Source organism: Virgifigura deserti, from assembly GCA_003576685.1.
GTDB classification, from domain to species: Bacteria; Pseudomonadota; Alphaproteobacteria; order Dongiales; family Dongiaceae; genus Virgifigura; species Virgifigura deserti.
Genome location: QOZR01000001.1, coordinates 578,136 through 594,688, shown reverse-complemented (window position 1 = coordinate 594,688; position 16,553 = coordinate 578,136). Strand labels below are relative to the sequence as shown.

12 protein-coding genes and 1 pseudogene are annotated in these 16,553 nt (G+C 62.5%); 10 read left to right on the top strand and 3 right to left on the bottom strand.

Features of this window, described 5'->3' with window-relative positions:
- Positions 1 to 867: 867 nt before the first annotated feature.
- Positions 868 to 2,157: a pentapeptide repeat-containing protein gene (locus DT069_RS02890; protein ID WP_162912941.1), complete on the top strand. Its 1,290-nt coding sequence runs from the start codon at positions 868 to 870 to the stop codon at positions 2,155 to 2,157.
- A 295-nt stretch (positions 2,158 to 2,452) separates the two neighbouring features.
- Here DT069_RS02890 and DT069_RS02885 read toward each other — a convergent pair whose 3' ends face one another.
- From DT069_RS02885 to DT069_RS24510, 3 genes and pseudogenes are all read right to left on the bottom strand, one after another.
- On the bottom strand, positions 2,453 to 4,753 hold the full coding sequence (locus tag DT069_RS02885; RefSeq protein WP_425449955.1) for a histidine kinase dimerization/phosphoacceptor domain -containing protein: 2,301 nt from the start codon (positions 4,751 to 4,753) through the stop codon (positions 2,453 to 2,455).
- A gap of 1,241 nt (positions 4,754 to 5,994) precedes the next feature.
- Positions 5,995 to 6,612 (bottom strand): annotated as a pseudogene (locus DT069_RS24860) (IS3 family transposase); the annotation flags it as partial.
- A 6-nt stretch (positions 6,613 to 6,618) separates the two neighbouring features.
- Positions 6,619 to 7,029: a response regulator gene (locus DT069_RS24510; protein WP_425449954.1), complete on the bottom strand. Its 411-nt coding sequence runs from the start codon at positions 7,027 to 7,029 to the stop codon at positions 6,619 to 6,621.
- Positions 7,030 to 7,205: 176 nt separating this feature from the next.
- Here DT069_RS24510 and DT069_RS02870 point away from each other — a divergent pair, with 176 nt between their 5' ends.
- From DT069_RS02870 to hypF, 9 genes are all read left to right on the top strand, one after another.
- Positions 7,206 to 8,168 (top strand): NADH-quinone oxidoreductase subunit B family protein, encoded by a 963-nt coding sequence (locus tag DT069_RS02870; RefSeq protein ID WP_119458734.1) that lies wholly within the window; start codon positions 7,206 to 7,208, stop codon positions 8,166 to 8,168.
- Positions 8,169 to 8,195: 27 nt separating this feature from the next.
- Positions 8,196 to 9,794: a nickel-dependent hydrogenase large subunit gene (locus DT069_RS02865; protein ID WP_119458733.1), complete on the top strand. Its 1,599-nt coding sequence runs from the start codon at positions 8,196 to 8,198 to the stop codon at positions 9,792 to 9,794.
- Positions 9,795 to 9,812: 18 nt separating this feature from the next.
- Complete coding sequence (locus DT069_RS02860) at positions 9,813 to 10,127, top strand: hypothetical protein (RefSeq protein WP_119458732.1); 315 nt, start codon at positions 9,813 to 9,815, stop codon at positions 10,125 to 10,127.
- A 74-nt stretch (positions 10,128 to 10,201) separates the two neighbouring features.
- Positions 10,202 to 10,687, top strand: coding sequence for a hydrogenase maturation protease (locus DT069_RS02855; RefSeq protein WP_119458731.1), 486 nt, complete (start codon positions 10,202 to 10,204; stop codon positions 10,685 to 10,687).
- Positions 10,684 to 10,992, top strand: coding sequence for a hypothetical protein (locus DT069_RS02850; protein WP_119458730.1), 309 nt, complete (start codon positions 10,684 to 10,686; stop codon positions 10,990 to 10,992). The genes DT069_RS02855 and DT069_RS02850 overlap by 4 nt, the downstream gene beginning before the upstream one ends.
- A gap of 11 nt (positions 10,993 to 11,003) precedes the next feature.
- Complete coding sequence (locus tag DT069_RS02845; protein WP_425449953.1) at positions 11,004 to 12,059, top strand: tetratricopeptide repeat protein; 1,056 nt, start codon at positions 11,004 to 11,006, stop codon at positions 12,057 to 12,059.
- Positions 12,060 to 12,080: 21 nt separating this feature from the next.
- Positions 12,081 to 12,944 (top strand): NifU family protein, encoded by an 864-nt coding sequence (locus tag DT069_RS02840; protein WP_119458729.1) that lies wholly within the window; start codon positions 12,081 to 12,083, stop codon positions 12,942 to 12,944.
- A 2-nt stretch (positions 12,945 to 12,946) separates the two neighbouring features.
- Positions 12,947 to 14,140 (top strand): NHL repeat-containing protein, encoded by a 1,194-nt coding sequence (locus tag DT069_RS02835; protein ID WP_119458728.1) that lies wholly within the window; start codon positions 12,947 to 12,949, stop codon positions 14,138 to 14,140.
- Positions 14,050 to 16,545, top strand: coding sequence for a carbamoyltransferase HypF (gene hypF / locus DT069_RS02830; RefSeq protein ID WP_425449952.1), 2,496 nt, complete (start codon positions 14,050 to 14,052; stop codon positions 16,543 to 16,545). The genes DT069_RS02835 and hypF overlap by 91 nt, the downstream gene beginning before the upstream one ends.
- Positions 16,546 to 16,553: the final 8 nt, after the last annotated feature.

Genomic DNA, 16,553 nt, shown 5'->3' with positions numbered 1-16,553 from the left:
GTTCCAGACAAGATGCCGACGCCTCTAAAAGTGTTTAATGACATGTAGATAACGAAGGTTATGTACGCCAACGTTCATTGACGTTCCCATACAACCGGCTCATAGCGTGGGAATGAGTGGGGGAACGGGAGGACGTGAGGCGTGGGCAAGCTGGCGGCACTTGGGGTCAAGGCGGCAACGAAGCCGGGCCGCTACCAGGACAGTGACGGCTTGATCTTGCTGGTGAAGCCGACGGGCGCGCGGTCCCGGCAGCGCGGATGAAGGCAGACAAGGCGCATATGGTGCCGTTGTCCAAGGCAGTGCTAACCGGCACCCGAATGTGGCGCTGGCCCAATAGCGCTGCGTCAACGCATTCGAGCCCGCGGTCTTAACGAGAAACGACTGGAATGCTGGGTGCGCACAGGAGCAAATAAAAGCAGTTGCGGGTCCCCGCAACCACCGATATCTGACATCAGACGCACAAACGCCCGCCCTGGGAAGCCGGGGGCGGGCGTTTCTTGATTCGCCGATAGCTCGTCAGCTTGGCCAGACGTTCGGACCGATGAGCCTGCCTCGGAGGGAACTGATTGCACCGAAAATGCGGAAGAACCAATGCTGCACGCCGATTCACACGCTGAGCAGCCTGGCGAAGCTTTCCGTGGCGCTTAACAAAATTGCAAGGGATACCGGCCTACAGCTGGCGTCAGCGAGAGCTTCTCTGGCAGGTGCCACGGAATTGCGGGACCCTGCTACAGATTATGCCCCTGAGGTGGTTGCGGCTCCACGCCGGCCAATTGCAACTGTGGACAGCGCCGTTCGGAGGGGAGACATCATTTGCTATCTTCGCCCGACTCGGCTCCGGCTTGGACAAAGCTGACGCAGACGGAGTTGAACGAAATCATCGCCCTCCATCGGCGGTTTCTCGCCCGTGCGCCGGGAGGACGCCGGGCGCTTCTGAAGTTTCACGATCTCTCTGGCCTCGCCCTCGATCGACAGGATCTCTCGGAGGCCGATCTGACGGGCGCGAAGCTCAGGCACGCCAGCTTGGTCGGCGTGCGACTGCGCATGGCCACCCTGTTCGGCGCCGATCTGGCGGTGGCAGACCTTCGGGGCGCCGATTTGTCGCGTGCAGACCTGCGCGGGGTCTGCCTGCGGGGCGCAGAGCTGACTGAGGCGATCTTCGCCGATGCCGATCTCCGTGAGGCCAGCCTCGCCCTGCATGGCGAGGGCGGCAATCCGCAGTTCGTCACCTTCGACGCGTTACCCGTGGAGCTTGTCGCGATCATGGCGCACCGGGCCGATTTCTCTGGCACGCAGATGGCGGGCGGCGTCCTGCTGCAAGCCGACCTCACCGACGCGAACCTGTCCCGGGCCCGCTTACAGCGGACGGACCTGCGGAATGCGATCCTGATCGGCACGCGCTTGGACAGCGCCGATCTCGCCGGCGCCAATCTCCGTGGCGCCACCCTGACGGGAGCGACCCTGACCGGAGCCGAGCTCACCGGGGCCGATTTCATGGACGCGGACCTGCGGGGCGCTGTTCTCGAACCCGCGATGATGCTGTCCGACCAGTTTAGATCGGCGATCCGGCCGACACAGCCGGCCGATATCCGGTCGCGCCTGCCCGGGATTCTGGCCGCGCATGCGCTCTGGGTGAACTCGTTGGGCAAGGAGGGCCGGTGTGCCGATTTGACGGAAGCAGATCTGAGCGGCGCCTCTTTGGCCGGTGCGAACTTGTCCGCCGCGGTGCTGGAGCGGTGCATTATGATTGGGGCTGATCTGTCGAACGCGAAGCTTGCGATGGCCCACATGGCCTTTGCGGATCTCCGGCGGGCGAATCTGACCCAGGCAGACCTGCGGGGCGCACGGTTGCCGCGCGCCAACCTCGCTGGCGCTACTCTATCGGCTGCCAATCTGAGTCCGGTGGAGCACCTCACGCCAAGCCCGCGGCTGTTCCCGGCCAATCTGGAACGCGCGAAGCTGATGGGTGCGGTCCTGACCAGGACCGTCTTGTGCCAAGCTCGGCTGATCGGCGCGGATTTCGACGGTGCCGATCTGCGGGATGCCGACCTCCGTGAGGCGGATCTGCGCGACGCCAATCTCACGGGTGCCAATCTTGGGAACGCCAAGCTGGACGGCGCCAATTTCCCGGGCGGTAAATCCCCCGTCTCAAGCTGACGAGGCGGACGACGTACGGCCGCGCCAAACTCGACCGCCTCCGCCAGCGGATCCTAGGCGCCGCTTGGCCATCCGCCGCATCCTCAGGATCACAGGGATTCCGCCGCGCTTGCGGGACCTTGCCCCCGTACCGCTACTTTGCCGCACGTCTGATTCCCGACAGAGTCCTGCTCCAGCACTTCGGTTCGCTGCGGGCGGTCGCGCCGGCGGAGCCGAAGGATCTGCAGAGGGTCGAGGGTGTCGGACCGGTAAACGGGTGAACTATCGCGGTGGTGTTCCGGACGCCGGCTGGCGGCTAGGCCTTGAAACGCCCCTGGGGCATGCGGATGAGGACCTTGGTTCCTGGCCCCTCCATGATCTCCATCTCGGCGTCGATCTGCTGAACTAGCGCCGCGATCATGGTTTGCCCAAGACCGCCGCCGCGGCCGCCGTCGGGACTGCCGCTCTCGCCGGTTGCCGTTTGGCTCATACCGACCCCGTCGTCCCCGACGGTAAGGTGGACGTCCTCATCCGCTTCCGACCGCTGCAGTCCGACGCGGATCGTCCCGGTTTGGCCCTCCGGAAAGGCGTGCTTCAGGCTGTTGATTATGAGCTCGTTTACAATCAAACCCAGGGGAATCGCCGTTTCGAGGTCGCAGCGCAGCGGCTCGGCATCGACTGTGATCGTGGCGGAAACCGCGCCTTTGTAAAGCTCCCTCAAGCCGGCGGCCATTTGCTCGAGGTGCGCGCGGAGGTCGATCCGCGAGAAGCTGTCGGACGTATAGAGCTGCTCGTGGACGCGGGCGATGGCGTCGATGCGCTGCCCGACGGTCGCCAGCTGCGCACGGGCGTCCCGATCCGCAATCCTGCCGATCTCGAGGTTCAGAAGACTTGCGATCACCTGCAGGTTGTTCCTGACTCGATGATGGATCTCCTTCAGCATCTCGGTCTTTTCGCCGAGGAGGGCCGCCAGCCGCTGTTCGGTCTGCGTGCGGTCGGTGATCTCGCGTTGCGCGGCCTGGTAGAGCCGCGCATTGTCGATGCCGATCGCGGCCTGCGCGGCGATCCCGGTCATGAGATGCTCGGTCGCTTCGGTGAACATGTCTGGCTTCGAATGACCGAAGAAGAGGCCCCCCAGGACCTCGCCGGAGCGTGAGACCACCGGTACGGCCAGATAGCTGCGGACCGGAAGGTGGCCTTCGGGCATGCCGCGGTACGGTGCTTTCTTGCCGTAGCGCGGATCCTTCGTGATGTCGCCTGACCGAACAACGGCGTCGCCCCGGAACGTCGGCCCGAACACCGCGGTGTTGCGCGGCATGGGGAACTTGGCGAAGGCCTCCCGAGGTGCCCCAGACAGGGTATAGAGCGTATAGGATTCTCCGCGCTCGTCCCGCAGGTTGTAGAAGAAGGCGCCGAATGCGGCGCCGGTGAGCGTGACGCCTGCGTCGGTAACGGCCTGCACGAGTCTCTCGAGATCGAGCTCGGCGGCCAGGGAGGTGGCGCTTCGGTTGAGAATGTTCAGCCGTTCGGTTTGCGCTTCAAGCGAGTCCACGGCGCTTTGCAATCGGTTATTCGTCTCTTCGAGCGCCGCCGTGCGCTGCCGAACCCGCCGCTCGAGCTGCTTGTTGGCATCCATCAGCTGAAGGCGCGCCGAGTCCTCGCCGCGGGCGCGCTGCACGGCAACGAAGCTTAGGAGAGACAAGCCGGTCAGCGCCGCAATCCCGAGTATGAAGAAGAGCAATGCTTCGCTTGACCAGGCGGCCAGAATCGCATCCGTCGCAAAGCCCGCGCTCACATAGAGCGGATGCTCGCCCACCTTCCGATACGACCAGACTCGCTCAACGCCGTCCTTGGAGGTGTAGGTGAGCGAGCCTGACCCGGCCTCGAGCATCCGCGATCTGAGCTCCGCACGAACCGCGGCTTCGGCCCCGAGGGGGAGGGGCGGCTGACTGACCAGGATGGTCATGTCCGGTCCGATCAATTGGAAGGCCGGCTCGATGTCGCCGCCGATTGTCTCGTAGAAGCTGCCGAACGCACTGATCTCGAAGGAAATGGAGACGATCCCCAGGAAGCTGTCGTCTTCGGCCGAAACGCGGCGGCTGAGGACGAAGATCGGCTCGCCGGTCGCCTTGCTGCGCAGGCGGGTGCTGATGACCAGCCCGGCATCCGCATCGCGTTGCGTGATAAAATAATCCCGATCAGCCGCCGTGACGTCGGACGGGAAGTCCTTCATGCTGGACGCGCGGACGCGCCCGCCCGCATCGATGATGAAGAGGCGGAAAACGTAAGGCAACCGGTCGACGATCCGCTCCAGACGGGCCTGCGCTGTGGCCACCGCATCGGGATCGCGCCAGTCGGTCGAGACCGCCGTGTCGCGCAATTGGATCAGCATGATGTCCGCCATATCGATCACGCGCCCCATTTGATGTGCGCCCGCACGCGCGAGATCAGCAGCCGCAACAGCCCTGTCCTCGATGGCCTCGTTTCGGCTCCACCATGCCCCCGCTCCGAAGAGGGCCGCCATCAGCAGGATAAAGGCGAGGCAGATCCGCAGCAGGTAGGGCGCCACGGCACGAGGCCGGTCCAAGGGAGACGTGGAGAGGCGTTCCTGGTTCAACACGGGCGTCCCGACGGTCGTGGCATGGCAGACCATTAGTAACGAGGCTCGGTGTGGTCTGTCGACCAAAGTCGCAGCGGCAGGAATTCAAGCGCAAGGCTGAATCGGTCTGCGAACTGCTGTGCTCTTCTCTATCCGCAGAGCCGGAACCGGGCGCCTTCAGGAGCATAATTCCGCATGACGCTGTGCCTTAGGCGACAAAGCCAAGCATATTTATTGGCGACTGAGCCCCTCGGCACACATCCTGCCCACGGTGAGGGCTTCCCCCAGCTTTCTATCTCCTGAAACAGCAGGAGGTGCCGGACGACATGGTTCGTAGCCTTGCGCTCACGCCCATAACTCCGGACACCAGGACGGCGCCGACGACGAGGGTCGGAACATGACTGTGGGTGGGCGGCGAGAAAGTATCAGCCTTTCCACCCTCCACTGGCGCAGAATTGCAGGTGCTTCTGTGGCCATCGTCCGGGCTCGCCCATAGTATCCTTGACCGGCGCAACACAGCAATGGGTGGAAGGGCCCCCACTGGCGAAGGGCAACCCGGTGCTGAAGCGCATCCGGACGTTCGATCGTGCGAAGGGGGGCATCGCGCGCGTCAACAAGGGTTACTCGCTGTTCAGCGCCGAAACCGGCGTCTCCATCGCGCGCCTGCGCCCTACTGGAACGAGTGACGAAGTCGAGATCCTCTGGTGGCGCCGCGGTCGATGGGGGCATCGGCGACTTCGGCGGCCTTGCCATGCCTCTCGACAAGGCTCTCGATGACATCGCCAGAGACCCACCGTTCTGGTGGACAACCTGAAAACCCTCAGGTCCGGAGTGGCTGAAATCGAGCTTAGGCCTATGTCGGCAAGGTCAACTGTCGGTCGTTCCAGGCCTGGGATTTAAACCTGCCTACCGGGTCGATCTAATCGAGTATCAACTGACCTCGGCGCAGCCAAAGCGTTTTTCAGTAAAGGGGGGCGGGGCCCCGCAACCAAATCTAGCCTCTACACATCAATACCATACACAGCCCCGATCCTTTCGGATCGAGAGCTTTCTGCTGTGCCTGGAAGCACCGCGGAAGCAAGGAGAGAGACATGGTCCCCAAGAAGCCGAGCCCGCGCATCGCGTTCATGCTGTTCGCCGTCCGCTATGAGGACGGCTCGCACAGCTCCAACCGCAAGGTGCCGAGCGTCGATTTGGGTGGGCTCGACGACGTCCCCGCGCATACAGTCATCGCGGCGCAAGACCAGCAGATCGCCAATCGCAACGGCCCTGATCCCGTGGCGCCGCATCAGCCGCTCGACGCGCCCGCGGCTCACGTCTCGGCCCTCTGCCCGAAGCGCCGCGTGCATGCGCGGGCTGCCATAGCGGCCCTGGTGGCGAGAATGGATGCGACGGACGTCGCAGCTGTTGACGGGGCTCGGCTGCACGGGGGCTCTCGGGCCGGCCGCGCCAAGCACAATAGCCGCTCGGCGACACCTCGAGCACGCGGCACATGGCGCGGATCGGCCACGCATCGCTGTGCTTGGTCGATGAAGCGGAACTTCATCGTGGCGTCTCCGAGAAGATGCCGATGGCCTTTCTAGAATGTACGGCTCGGCGCGAAAGCGATCGAGCTCACGGCGCGGCGGTGCGATCTCCGCCGCCTGATCCGCCGATGATGCGATCGGCGTCAGGGCTGCCGTATCGTTGAGGTTGCCGTTGGCACCGCGCGCGACTGCGGCGGCGCGCCGTTGATCACCGCCCGCGGGTTGCGCGGCATCGAGGGCTGGATGTCCAGCTCGGCCGCGATCTGGATCAGCCGTTAGTTTCTGTTCTGCGGCAGGGCAACTGTCTTGCGCTTGAACTCGGACGTGAACTCCTCGTCCGGTCTTTGCCATCTGGTCTCAGGAATCACCAGCCAGCAGCGTGCGGATGCACGCGGCCAATTCTGAGATATCATAGGGCTTTACGAAGAATGGCTCGTCTTTACATAGTTTGCGCGCGGCATTCACGTCGTAACGGCCGGACGTCAAAATGACTGGGGTTGCGGGTTTCTGGGCGCGAACCCATTGCGCCAAACCGAACCCGTCCGGCTGTCCGGGCAGAGTTATGTCAGTGAACACCAGATCGATAGGCATCTCCGCATTTAGCATCGTGAGAGCCTCTGGCCCGTCGCTGGCTTCCAGGATCTCGAACCCGCAATCCCGGAGAGAGTCCGATATGTACATCCGAATAAGAAGCTCATCCTCAACGACAAGGATCGTCGGCTTTCGCTCTGTCAGCTCTGGGGATGGGGATAGCGGAGTTGTAGACATACAAGAGGAAATGCTTGTGGTCCCGAAGCGGTGCGGGGATTTTATTCCCATATACAAGGAAGCGGAGCACTTGACCTGTAGCATAGACGCGCAGCTTTCGCTATGTTCGTTCGCTCCGATGTGGGTGATCCGCAGGAGGAACTCTATCCACTTCGCGTGACGAAAAGAAGGTTGCAATGACCAATCTCCTTTGGCTCCAGGGCGGAGCCTGTTCCGGCAACACCATGTCGTTCCTCAATGCCGAGGAACCCAGCGTTTGTGACCTCGTCACCGACTTCGGCATCAACGTGCTCTGGCACCCCTCGCTCGGCATGGAGCTTGGCGACAACCTGCAGAAGATGTTACGGACCCTCGTTTCCGGCAAATTGTCGTTGGATGTCTTTGTGTTCGAAGGAACGGTGATCAGAGCGCCAGACGGCACGGGTGAATGGAATCGCTTCGCCGGCCGTCCGATGAAGGATTGGGTCCAGGAGCTGGCCCAGGTTGCCAATTACACCGTCGCCATTGGGGATTGCGCAAGCTGGGGTGGCATCCCTGCAACCGCGCCGAATCCCACGGAAAGCGTTGGCCTTCAGTTTCTCAAGCGTGATCACGGCGGCTTTTTAGGGAAGAACTATCGGTCCAAAGCGGACCTGCCGGTAATCAATGTTCCGGGATGTCCAGCGCATCCGGATTGGATCACTCAGATCATTGTAGCCATCGCGACCGGCCGCGGCGCCGAACTCTCGCTCGACGATTTGCAACGTCCGAAGACGTTCTTTAGCAGCTTCACGCAGACGGGCTGCACCCGGAACATGCATTTCGCTTATAAGGTTTCGGCGACAGAATTCGGCCAACGCAAAGGTTGTCTCTTTTACGATCTTGGCTGTCGCGGACCGATGACGCACTCGCCCTGCAATCGCATTCTGTGGAACCGCCAATCGTCCAAGACGCGTGCCGGGATGCCGTGTCTGGGGTGCACAGAACCCGAGTTTCCGTTTTTCGATCTGGCGCCCGGAACCGTCTTCAAGACCCAAACCCTCATGGGGATACCCAACGCGTTACCCGCGGGTATCGACAGGAAGGGCTATATCAAGCTGATGGCGACGGCAAAAGCCACAGCTCCCCGGTGGGCTGAAGATGACATCTTCGTTGTTTAACTGCCTGCGCTACGCGGGATAACGTCGATGTCCACCGAAGTGCAAACGCTGGACATTTCGCCAGTCGGCCGTGTTGAAGGAGACCTCGACGTTCGCGTTGACATTCAAGACGGTGTTGTCGTCAATGCCTGGACTCAGGCGGCGCTGTTTCGCGGCTTCGAAGTCATCCTGCGCGACAAAGATGCCCAAGCAGGACTAGTCGTCACGCCGCGCGCGTGCGGCATCTGCGGTGCGTCGCACTTAACATGCGCTGCGTGGGCTCTCGATACGGCGTGGCAGACGGAGGTTCCCCGCAACGCCATTCTGGCCCGCAATCTGGGACAGATCGCCGAGTCTCTTCAGAGCATCTCCCGCCATCATTATGGGCTTTTCATAGTCGATTACACGAACAAGAACTATGCGAAATCGCAGTTCTATGAGGAGGCCGTTAGGCGCTGGGCGCCCTTCACGGGAAGAAACTATGAGATTGGCATCACGATTTCGGGCCGGCCTGTCGAGATCTATGCATTGTTTGGTGGCCAGTGGCCGCACTCGAGCTACATGGTGCCTGGCGGCGTGATGTGCGCGCCGACCCTGACGGACGTCACGCGCGCTTGGTCCATCCTCGAGCAGTTCCGTCGCAGTTGGGTCGAGCCGGTCTGGCTTGGCAGCTCTATGGAGCGCTATGAGCAGATTAGGTCGTACGACGATTTTTTGGCGTGGCTCGATGAGAAGCCCGAACACGCCAACTCGGATCTCGGCCTCTTTTGGCGCATGAGCAACGACATCGGCCTCAGCAACTACGGGCACGGGCATGGCAGATATTTCTCCTGGGGTTACCTGCCGCATGAGGACAAATATAACAAGCCCACCATCGAGGGGCGCAGTGCAGCAGTGATCATGAAAGGCGGTGTTTATGACGGCCGCACCGACGTCCACAGCGTGATGGATCAAGCCTTCACGAGGGAAGATACGATCCACGCATGGTATGACGAGCCGGGCGGCCTCCACCCGTTCGAACGCACGACCACGCCAACGCAAAGAACGTCGACCGACTTCAGCGGCAAGTATTCTTGGTCAACTGCGGTGACGCATGCGGATGTCGGGAGGCTTGAGACCGGGCCACTCGCCCGGCAGGTCATCGCCGGCGGCGACCACGGTGAAGCGTGGCAGAATTTCGACCCTCTCTTGCTCGACATGTATCGGAAAATGGGCGGGGCGAGCGTGACGCTGAGGCACTTTGCCCGGATGCATGAAGTCGTTAGACTCTATCGCGAGGCCGAGCGCATATTACGTGAATTCCGCCTGAAGGATCTTTGGTACGTCAAGCCAACGGAGCGCGATGGCCGTGGCTGGGGGGCAACCGAGGCGATCCGTGGTGCGCTTGGCCACTGGATTGAGGTGCAAGGCGGCAAGATCAAGAACTATCAGATCATTGCGCCGACGACCTGGAATATCGGCCCGCGAGCGGCGAGCGGCGAGCGCGGCCCCATAGAGGAAGCGCTGATCGGCACGCCTGTCGCCGACGCGCGCGATCCCGTTGAGGTAGGTCACGTCTGCCGTTCGTACGATTCGTGCCTCGTCTGCACCGTCCACGCGCATGACTCCCGGACGGGAGAGGAACTTGCGCGGTTTCGAACCGCCTGATCGCGAGGAAGCCGGCTTATGAGCGAAGGTGACGACCCCGCGCTGCGTAAGACAATCACCGATTTGCTGGCCTCGGGGCTCGAGACGAAGGTCGAGCCCTTCCCCAAAACCGAGAAGGAATTTATTGAGATCGCTGCCGAGCTTCGAACGCTGGACCCCAAGGACATCAAGGGAAAACTGGTCCTTAGCGGGTTCATGGATCATCCCTATGGCCCTGAGAGTTGGAGGTGCATGGAGTGCATCTACTATCTGGCACATCGGAAATGGTGCGATCTCCCTGAACTGGCCGTCCCCGTGGAGCCCGACTGGTATTGCAGGCTTTGGCGCATGTGAGCCAACCGGCTTCCTCCGTACGAATGGATGGGCCGATAGCACGACAGATCGACATCGCGAGGGGAGGAGGATTGATGATCGCTGTAGTCGGCTGTGGCAATCCCAATCGTAGCGATGATGGAGCTGGGCCGGACGTCGTACGTGCGCTGGCAGCGCGCGGCGTCTCCGAGGACTCGCGGGTGCGGCTTTTGGATGCCGGCACTGATGGAATGGCTGTCATGTTCGCGGCGCGCGGATGCCGGACTTTGATCATCATCGATGCCTGTCAATCGGGTTCAGTACCGGGAGCCGTGTTCGAGATTCCGGGAACCGAGCTCGAGCAGCGTCATCAGCCGTCGCTGACCCTGCACGATTTTCGTTGGGACCACGCCCTGTTCGCCGGACGCAAGATCTTTGGCGAGACTTTCCCGACGGATGTGACTGTCCTCCTGATCGAAGCAGGCACAGTGGCATTTGGGATTGGCCTATCGCCCTGCGTGGCCGATGCCGCTGAGAAGATCGTCGATCGCGTCGAGGCGCTTGTGCGCTTGCGTCTGCAGGAAGCGAGGCCCGTGCAATGACATCAGGCGTGACCGTGACCCGGGGCAGCCTCTACCTTCCCAAGGAAGTGTATGATCGCTACTTCGCAGGCGTTGAGGCTGTCGTCCTGCAGCGCCGCAGCGAGGATCTCATGGTCCTGCCCGTCCGGCATGCCCCAGCGGGTGGCTATCTCCTCAAGCGCCGCAACGCACGGGGCGACCGGGTCGTTAGCGCGCCCGAGTTCTTCCGCTCCCAAGGCGTCGACGACGACCGGGAAATCGATTCCACGATCCAGTGGGATGCGGCGGCGTCCGCGCTTCTCGCGGGCGGTCTGTTTCGCCATTAGAACGGATGAACATGCCTACCTTCGCCAACCAATCCGCAGCCGAAAGGATCGCGTCGCGTGCCGACCAGGGAGGACGCGCGACGACGGCAGCCGGCCGGGTCGAAGATTTGATGCGGGCTGCACTCGCCGCTGCACATGATGGACGTGCGAGCCCCGTCGAGCGTGCGGAGATGCTGATGGAATTGGCAGTGGGCTTGCAGCAGAAGCCCAAGACGCCCGACTACCTGACCGCGGCCGTCAAGCTTTACGACGAAGCACTGGCCATCTGCCCCGCGAATGAGCGGCTCCTGGCCGCCCGTATTTCCGCGCGCAAAGGAACTGCGCTTCAGGCTGTACCTGAGCCCGGAACCGAACTGATCGAGCAGGCGCGAGCATTATACGAGGCGGCCATTCCCTGTCTCGCTCTTCTCGGACGTGCCGAGGAGGTGGCCGAAGCCGAGATGAACCTTGGTCTCGTGCTACAGCATCTGGCGGGCTGCGGCCGCGCCCGTATTTCCGACGCCATCGCGTCCTATCAGCGGGCCCTCCGCACATTCGATGTGAAACGCTATCCGGTCGAATTCGCCATCCTTCAAAACAACCTTGCGGCGGCGTTCCTCTCTATACCATTCACCGACGAGCGCGCGAGAATCCGTGAGGCGCTCGCGGTGCAGTGTTTCGAGGAGGGCCTGAAGGTCGTCAACCTGATCGACCACCCAGCAGAATATGCGATGCTGCAAAACAATCTCGGGAACGCGTTGCAATACGCGTCATCGAGCCACATCATAGAAAACAACCTTCGGGCGATCGCGGCCTATGACGAAGCACTAAGAGTTCGTACACGCGCAAACGCGCCTCTCGAATACGCCAACACTATCGCTAACAAGGCCAACTGTTTGTGGAACCTGCCGGACGATTCGGAACGCCCCGACGACGGCAATCGTGCCAATTTGACAAAGGCGAAGGGCTACTACGAGGAAGCGCTTGAGATCTTCTTCAATCATGGCGAGGTCGAGAAGGCGCGGATTGTCACCGAGGCGATCGGCCAGCTTGCGCAAGAGATTCTTGCGCACACACCGGAGAATTGAACCGCACCGTTGGGAAGCGCCATGGCCGCCAGCGATCCCGCCGCGACACGCCGAGATGACCTCGCGGGTCTTCTCGGAGACCTTGAGCGTCTCGAGACAATCTTCGCGACCTGGGACGAGGTCCCGCGCAGCGCTGTAGAGGCGTACCGGCGCGCGATCGACGCGCTACATGGCGAGGCATTGAGGCGGCTGATCCGCACGCTGAGGACTAACCCGGCCGCGCTTGCTGCGATGAAGGAAGCGGTCGCCGACGACGTGGTCTATGCCGTGCTTCGCCACCACGAACTCATTAAGCCGAGCCTGAACGAACGTGTTGAAGCGGCGCTTGCGAGCGTCCGCCCCATGCTCGCATCTCATGGCGGTGACGTCCGGCTCGCGAGGGTGGCACCCCCGGCGATCGAGGTACAACTTACCGGCGCTTGCGACGGCTGCGCAGCGTCCGCTCTTACCTTCCATGCGGGTATCAAGAAAGCGGTCCAGGAGGTTTGTCCCGAGATAACTGACATTGTCCAGGTCAAGGGTTTGGCGCCAGACAATGGTGTCCGGTTCGTGAGTCCGTTTGCGCTGGGGCAAAACGGCACTTGGCGTCCGGTTTGTGTCTTGAGCGAGATCCCCGAAGGCGGTATTCGCGCCATGGAGATTGGTGGCCAAAGAGTGGCGCTTTTCCGCCGCGACACGGCTGTCACCTGTTTCCAGGATGCGTGTGCGCATCTCGGCCTAGCGATCCACGATGGCGAAGTGGAGAACGGGATAATCACCTGTCCCCACCATGGCTTCCGCTATGATCTTACGAGCGGCGAGTGCCTGACCGCACCGGAGGTCCAGTTGCAGCCACATGCCGTGCGGGTCATCGGCGACTGGGTCGAGGTGAGGCTCACAACGTGACGATGCGCGTGTCTCTTGCACCGGCCTATCCGCGGGCACGTGCATCCGATCCGTCCGATGCCGCGCCACAACCGCTCCTGGATCCGCGCGGCGCGCGCATCTTGCTTGGGGCTCTGTCCGAAACCGGCGCGCCGGTGGCAGCCATCTCTCCGGCGGCGCACACACTCTTTGGCCCGCGCGGCGCCTGTCTCGCCGGGCGTGGCGGTCCTCTTATCATTTGCGATACCGGTCATCATCGGCTTCTCGTCTGGCAGCGGGTGCCCGACATGGACAACGGGCCCGCGGACCTCGTGATCGGACAGCCGGACTTCAGAACCGAAGGCCGCAATGCCAAAGGCGAGATCGGCCCTGCCTCACTCAACGTGCCTACGGGCATCGCTGTGGGGCCCGACGTTCTCGCCGTCGCCGATGCCTGGAACCATCGTGTGCTTCTCTGGCACGACCTTCCGCGGAGCTCCAATCAGCCGGCCGACATCGTTCTGGGTCAGGCAGATTTCAGGTCCGGCGAGGCCAATCGCGGACTGGCCGCGGCTCGTGCCGACACGCTGAATTGGTGCTATGGCGTCGCGATCCATGACGGACGCCTGTTTGTCGCCGATGCCGGCAATCGTCGCGTGCTCGTCTGGGATGAGATCCCGGCGGTGAATGGCGCGCCGGCCGATCTCGTCCTAGGTCAACGCGACTTCACGACGCGCGACGAAAGCGCAGGGGAGGGGGCGGGTGCCGTCGGAATGCGCTGGCCGCACAGCATCGCCGCCGCGGGCATGCTTTTTGTCGCGGACGCGGGAAACAACCGCGTGATGGTTTGGAAGACGTTGCCGGACCGAAACGGCGTTCCGTGCGATTTTGTCCTCGGCCAGGCTGGCTTCACCGGGCTCGACCACAATTGCGCGGCTTATTATCCGACGGCCTCCGCCATGAACATGCCCTATGGTCTCACGGTGCAATCGGGCTATCTCGTGGTCGCCGATACCGCGAATTCGCGCCTTCTCGGCTTCGACACCGCTCGCCTCGCGATGGGAGCGGCCGCGACTCGCTTGGCTGGTCAAAGCGGCTTCGACGATAAAGGGGATAATCGCTGGAATGTGCCGTCGCGCGACAGCCTGTGCTGGCCCTACGCCGTTGCCGCTCGCGACAACACCCTTGTTGTTGCAGATTCAGGCAACAATCGGGTTCTTCTGTGGGAGACGGCATGAACTTGCATTCCCACACCGAACCGCGGGAGCAAGCGATCAGTGTCGAGATTCGCGTGAGAGGCCGCGTGCAAGGCGTGGGTTTCCGGCCGACGGTTTGGCGTTTCGCCCAGGAGTTGGGGCTTTCCGGCGAAGTACTGAATGATCCGGAGGGCGTGGTGATTCGTGTCACGGGGAATGGCGACGCGATTTCCCTTCTGGTCGAGCGCTTGCGGAGAGAGCCTCCGCCACTTGCGCGGATCGAGCAGATTGAGAGCCGACCCATTTCCGAAATGCCGATAAGTGGATTTCGCATCTCCGAGACGGTCGGTGGTGCTGCGCGCACGGAGGTCGCCCCGGATACCGCAACCTGCCCGGCCTGCGCACAGGAGGTATTCGATCCGTTCCAACGCCGTTATCGCTACGCCTTCGCGAACTGTACTCATTGCGGGCCGCGCCTCAGCATCATCAAGGGTATCCCTTATGACCGCTCCGGGACAACGATGGCCGCCTTTGTCATGTGCGACGCTTGCCTCAGCGAGTATCACAACCCGGCGGACCGACGGTTCCACGCAGAAGCTATCGCCTGTTCTGCCTGCGGCCCGAAAGCGAGGCTTGTACGTTTCGACGGGCGCGCCATCAGCTTCGACCAGCATTCCATGCTCGACGATGTCGATGCGATCTGCAGCCTTCTTCAGAAAGGGCAGATTGTCGCGGTGAAGGGCCTCGGCGGATATCAGCTTGCCTGTGATGCGACCAACACGGATGCGGTCTTGCGCTTGCGGAAGGCCAAAATGCGCGCGGCGAAGCCCTTCGCGCTCATGGCGCGCGACCTCGATATCGTCCGGCGTTATTGCACGCCGAATGCCGAGGAGGAACGTCAGCTCACGAGTTCCGAGAGCCCGATCGTCCTCATGCGCGCCACCGGGCCGGATCGTCTCCCGGATGCGGTGGCGCCCGGAATTCGGACGCTCGGCTTCATGCTGCCGACGACGCCGCTTCATCTGATTGCGCTTCGCCGCATGGATCGGCCGATCGTGATGACGAGCGGCAACAGATCGGAGGAGCCGCAGATCATCGACGATGACGAGGCTTGCACGCGGCTTGCCGGTATCGCGGACTTCGCGCTCGTCCATGACCGGAAGATCGCGACGCGCGTCGATGATTCGGTCGTACGGGTGATGGAGGGCGTATCGCGCGTGCTGCGCCGTGCTCGCGGCTTCGCGCCTACGCCCATCAAGCTGCCCGATGGCTTTGATGCCGCACCCGATCTGCTGGCGATGGGCGGCGAGCTGAAATCGGCGTTCTGCCTGGTCAAAAATGGAGAAGCGGTTCTTTCGCAGCATCAGGGCGATCTGGAAGATGCAGAGACTTTTGATGATTTCCGGCGCAATCTTTCGCTCTACGCCGAACTCTTCGACCATGCCCCGAGGGCGCTCGTCGCTGACCTGCATCCGGAGTATCTCTCCGCGAAGCTCGCGCGCGATCGCGCGCGCGGCGAAGGCTTGCCGCTGATAGAGGTTCAGCACCATCACGCTCACGTTGCCGCCTGTCTTGCCGACAACGACCGGCCGTTCGTTGCGCCGCCCGTGCTCGGCATCGTTCTCGATGGATTGGGATGGGGTGTCGACGGGACGGTCTGGGGCGGCGAGTTCCTGCTTGTCGACTACCGGCGCGCGGAGCGGCTTGGGACGTTCAAACCCGTTGCGATGTTAGGGGGCGCTCAGGCGGTTCGCGAACCGTGGCGCAATCTCTACGCTCATCTGATGGCCGAGATAGGTTGGGCGGAGTTCGCAATGAACTTCGCGGAGCTCGAACTCTACGGTTATCTGGCGGAAAAGCCCCGCCCAATCCTCGACGCGATGATCCGCAATGCGGTCAACGCCCCGAAGGCGTCGTCATGCGGCAGGCTCTTCGACGCGGTGGCTGCCGCCCTTGACATCTGCCGCGAGCGACAGGCTTACGAGGGTGAAGCAGCAACTCGGCTCGAGTCCATCGTCGATGAACGCACGATGCGAGAAGAAAGCGACGACCTCGCGTACCCGTTCACGATCCCGAATCTGCGTGGCTTGGGGCTTCCCTATATTGAGCCCCTTGCGGTGTGGAGGGCCATGCTGGGAGATTTGATACTGCGCACGCCGGCTCCTGTCATGGCCGCGCGCTTCCACAAAGGGCTTGCCCGGGCGATCGTCACGATGACACGGAAGCTCGCATGCGGCGAGCCGGGGCGCGGCCCTCGATTCGATACCGTCGCGCTGTCGGGGGGATGCTTCCAGAATGAGGTCCTGTTCGGTGAGGTCGTCCGCCGTCTGAAGGCTGATGCTGTCACCGTGCTGTCTCACACCCGGGTTCCCGCCAACGACGGGGGCCTTGCGCTCGGGCAGGCCGCGGTGGCCGCTGCTCGTCTCATCAGCGGCAGCCAACGATAGAGGAACCA